The following is a 2,962-nucleotide window of genomic DNA, read 5'->3' as shown; positions in this document are numbered from 1 at the left end:
TTTACGGCCCGCGGGAACAGCGTCACAAGACGGATACCCCCAACATAGACGGCGACAATTAGCTTGGCCGGTTTGACGACAATTGGGTTGGCCTGTGGGGCGGTGGCGGAGGCGGCGTAGCCGCCGGAGACACCACCCCACAGGCGGCGCCGGACGGAGGGGGTTTTAGGATGGCTGATCGACTTCATCAAGAAGAAGAACAGCCATGTCGGGAACCCACATTACGGACCAGCAGGTCCGCCTCTTTATGAACAAGCGCAAACATCATACTCAGGAAGTTGCCGCAGCTATGGCTGGCATCAGCGTGCGCTCGGCACGGCGAATCGAGCACGGCGTCCTCCTGCCCTCGCAGAAGGTAGCCCGCACATGGCGTACTCGTCCCGATCCATTCGCTGACGTCTGGGACAGCGAGATCGTCCCGCTCCTGCGCCGCTTGCCCAGGCTTAAGGCCGTTACATTGCTAGCCAGACTGCAGGAGGCGCATCCCGATCAATTCCCGGACAGCATGCGCCGCACGCTGGAGCGGCGCGTCAGCCAGTGGCGAGCGATCGAAGGGCCGGGGAAGGAAGTGTTCTTCCCGCAGGAACACCTTCCCGGTGTGCAGGGGCTATCTGACTTCACAGACATGGGTGACCTGCATGTGAGCGTCGCCGGCGCACCGTTCCATCATCGGCTGTATCACTTCGTGCTTGCCTTCTCGCACTGGGAATATGCCGGCGTCGTTAATGGTGGTGAGAGCTTCGAAGCACTGTCTACCGGCTTGCAGAATGCGCTCTGGCAGGCCGGCGGGTGCCCGCGCGAACATCGCACCGATAGCCTGTCGGCGGCGTTCAAGAATCTCCAGCGCGAAGAGGACTTCACAGCGCGCTATGCGGCGCTGCTCGAGCATTACGGCATGGCAGGCACACGCAACAACGTCGGCGTGGCGCACGAGAATGGCAGCGTCGAATCCTCACATCGCCATCTAAAGGAGGCGATCGATCAGGCGCTCATGCTGCGTGGCCATCGCGACTTCGCCGACCGCCCCGCTTATGAGGACTTCGTGCGCGAAGTCGTGATGCGTCGCAACCGCCGCAACGCCGCTGCGTTCAATGTCGAACGGGAGCACTTGAAGGACCTGCCACTGCGGCGCACCACCGACTTCGTCGAAGAGGAAGCGCGCGTGACGCGCTGCGGAACCTTTACGGTACGAGGCATCCTCTACAGCGCACCGTCTCGCTTGATTGGACACCGTCTAAAGGTCCGCGTCTATGCAGACCGTCTGGACTGCTATCTTTCGGGCGCGCTTGTGCACAGCACTGTACGCGGGTCCCACGCGGGCAACAGCCGCCGCCGCGCGCTGGACTACCGGCACTTCATCGAGGAGCTCAAGCGCAAACCTCAGGCGTTCAAGGGATTGGCGTTTCGCGATGACCTGTTCCCACGCGAGGCGTATCGCCGGATGTGGGAGCAGCTCGACGCCCGGATGACGCAGCGCGACGCCTGCAAGACGATGGTCGGGTTACTCGAGTTGGCCGCTAACCACGGCGTTGAGGCGGCGCTTGCAGATCGTCTCGATGCCTTGCTGGCTGCGGGCGAGTTGCCCGATCTCGGGAAGCTGCGCGACGAATTCGCGCCGCGCCAAGCGCAGTGCCCTGATGTTGTGGTCGAGATGCCAGAGGCGGCACTGTATGACACCTTGCTCGATGCGGAGGTGACGTGATGAACGCGCCAGCCTCCTATGATGCTGCGCGACTGGGGCTGATGCTCAATGAGCTGCGGCTGCCGACGATCGCGCGGCTATGGCCCGACTTTGCGCAGCGTTCCGACAAGGAGGGCTGGCAGGCCACCCGCCTGATCGGCGCGCTGCTCGAGCACGAGCTCGCGGAGCGGGTCAAGCGACGCATCGAACGCCACCGCGTTGAATCACATCTCGACCTGACCAAGACGCTCGATACCTTCGACTTCGGCATGGTGCCGATGGTCTCAAAAGCCCATGTGATGGCACTCGCAACAGGCGACTCCTGGCTAGAGAAAGGCGCCACGATCTTGCTGTTCGGCCCGCCAGGCGGCGGCAAGACGCATCTGGGCTCCGCCATCGGCCATGCCCTGATCGAAGCCGGCTACCGCGTGCTGTTCACCCGTACAAGCGAGATCGTCCAGAAACTGCAGGGGGCTCGCCAGAGCCTTCAGTTGCCGTCCATGCTCGGCAAGCTCGACCGCTTCGACCTGATCATCCTCGACGACCTGTCATACGTACGCAAGGATCAGGCCGAGACCAGCGTACTGTTCGAATTGATCGCCGAGCGGTACGAGCGGCGCAGCCTTCTGATCACGGCCAACCAGCCGTTCTCGGGCTGGAACGACGTGTTCCCTGATCCCTCAATGACGGTCGCCGCCATCGACCGCCTGGTCCATCACTCGACGATCTTCGAGCTCAACGTTGAAAGCTACCGGCGTCGTAACGCCAGCGACAACAAGCGCGCGCGAAAGCGTCAATTACCCGAAACCGATCCGGAAGGAGCGACAACTATGACGACCTGAATAGCGACAATTACCCCAACCGACCGGCCAAGATAGTTGTCGTTTGACCGGCCAAGATAGTTGACGATCTACAGCAGGAGGAATGCGAGAAGAGGCAGCAGCAGTGAATGGTTCGGATAAGTGAGAGCCGACGTGGAGTTTTAGTGTCAGTAACCGGCTTGATTCAAGCGGATGGCACAGACGTGGCGTGGCGCTCACCGCGCACGAACACCGCGTATCCCGTCGCGATGACGGTCAGGGCCGGCCCGCTGACCTGGCAGCTCGATCCGCTGATGGACGATCAGGAACTCGACTCGCGTCAGTCGACGGGGGCGGTGTACTGGGAAGGCGCGGCACGGGTGAGCCGCGCGGGCGCCGACGTCGGGCGCGCGTATCTGGAACTGACGGGGTATGCGGGGGCGCTGCGTACTGGCGGGAGCGGGAGCGGGGGCGGGGAGCG

The 2,962-nt window shown here is 62.8% G+C and carries 4 protein-coding genes; 3 read left to right on the top strand and 1 reads right to left on the bottom strand.

Going from position 1 to position 2,962, the window contains the following annotated elements; genetic code table 11:
- Window positions 1-188: hypothetical protein (locus ABDV68_RS18730; protein ID WP_343521605.1), on the bottom strand; the 188-nt coding region annotated here is incomplete at its 3' end.
- 17 nt (window positions 189-205) lie between these two features.
- Here ABDV68_RS18730 and istA point away from each other — a divergent pair.
- The 3 genes from istA to ABDV68_RS18715 all read left to right on the top strand — a co-directional run.
- The gene (istA, locus tag ABDV68_RS18725; RefSeq protein WP_310108733.1) at window positions 206-1,702 is read left to right on the top strand and encodes an IS21 family transposase; all 1,497 of its coding nucleotides are present in this window, start codon (window positions 206-208) and stop codon (window positions 1,700-1,702) included.
- Window positions 1,702-2,523, top strand: a complete 822-nt coding sequence (istB, locus tag ABDV68_RS18720; protein ID WP_310108735.1) for an IS21-like element helper ATPase IstB — start codon at window positions 1,702-1,704, stop codon at window positions 2,521-2,523. The genes istA and istB overlap by 1 nt, the downstream gene beginning before the upstream one ends.
- Before the next feature lie 227 nt (window positions 2,524-2,750).
- Window positions 2,751-2,962 (top strand): lipocalin family protein (locus ABDV68_RS18715; protein WP_343521604.1); only part of this gene is annotated, 212 nt, incomplete at its 3' end.

This window comes from Sphingomonas sp., assembly GCF_039595165.1.
Lineage (GTDB): Bacteria > Pseudomonadota > Alphaproteobacteria > Sphingomonadales > Sphingomonadaceae > Sphingomonas.
This window is presented reverse-complemented; position numbering and strand designations above follow the sequence as displayed.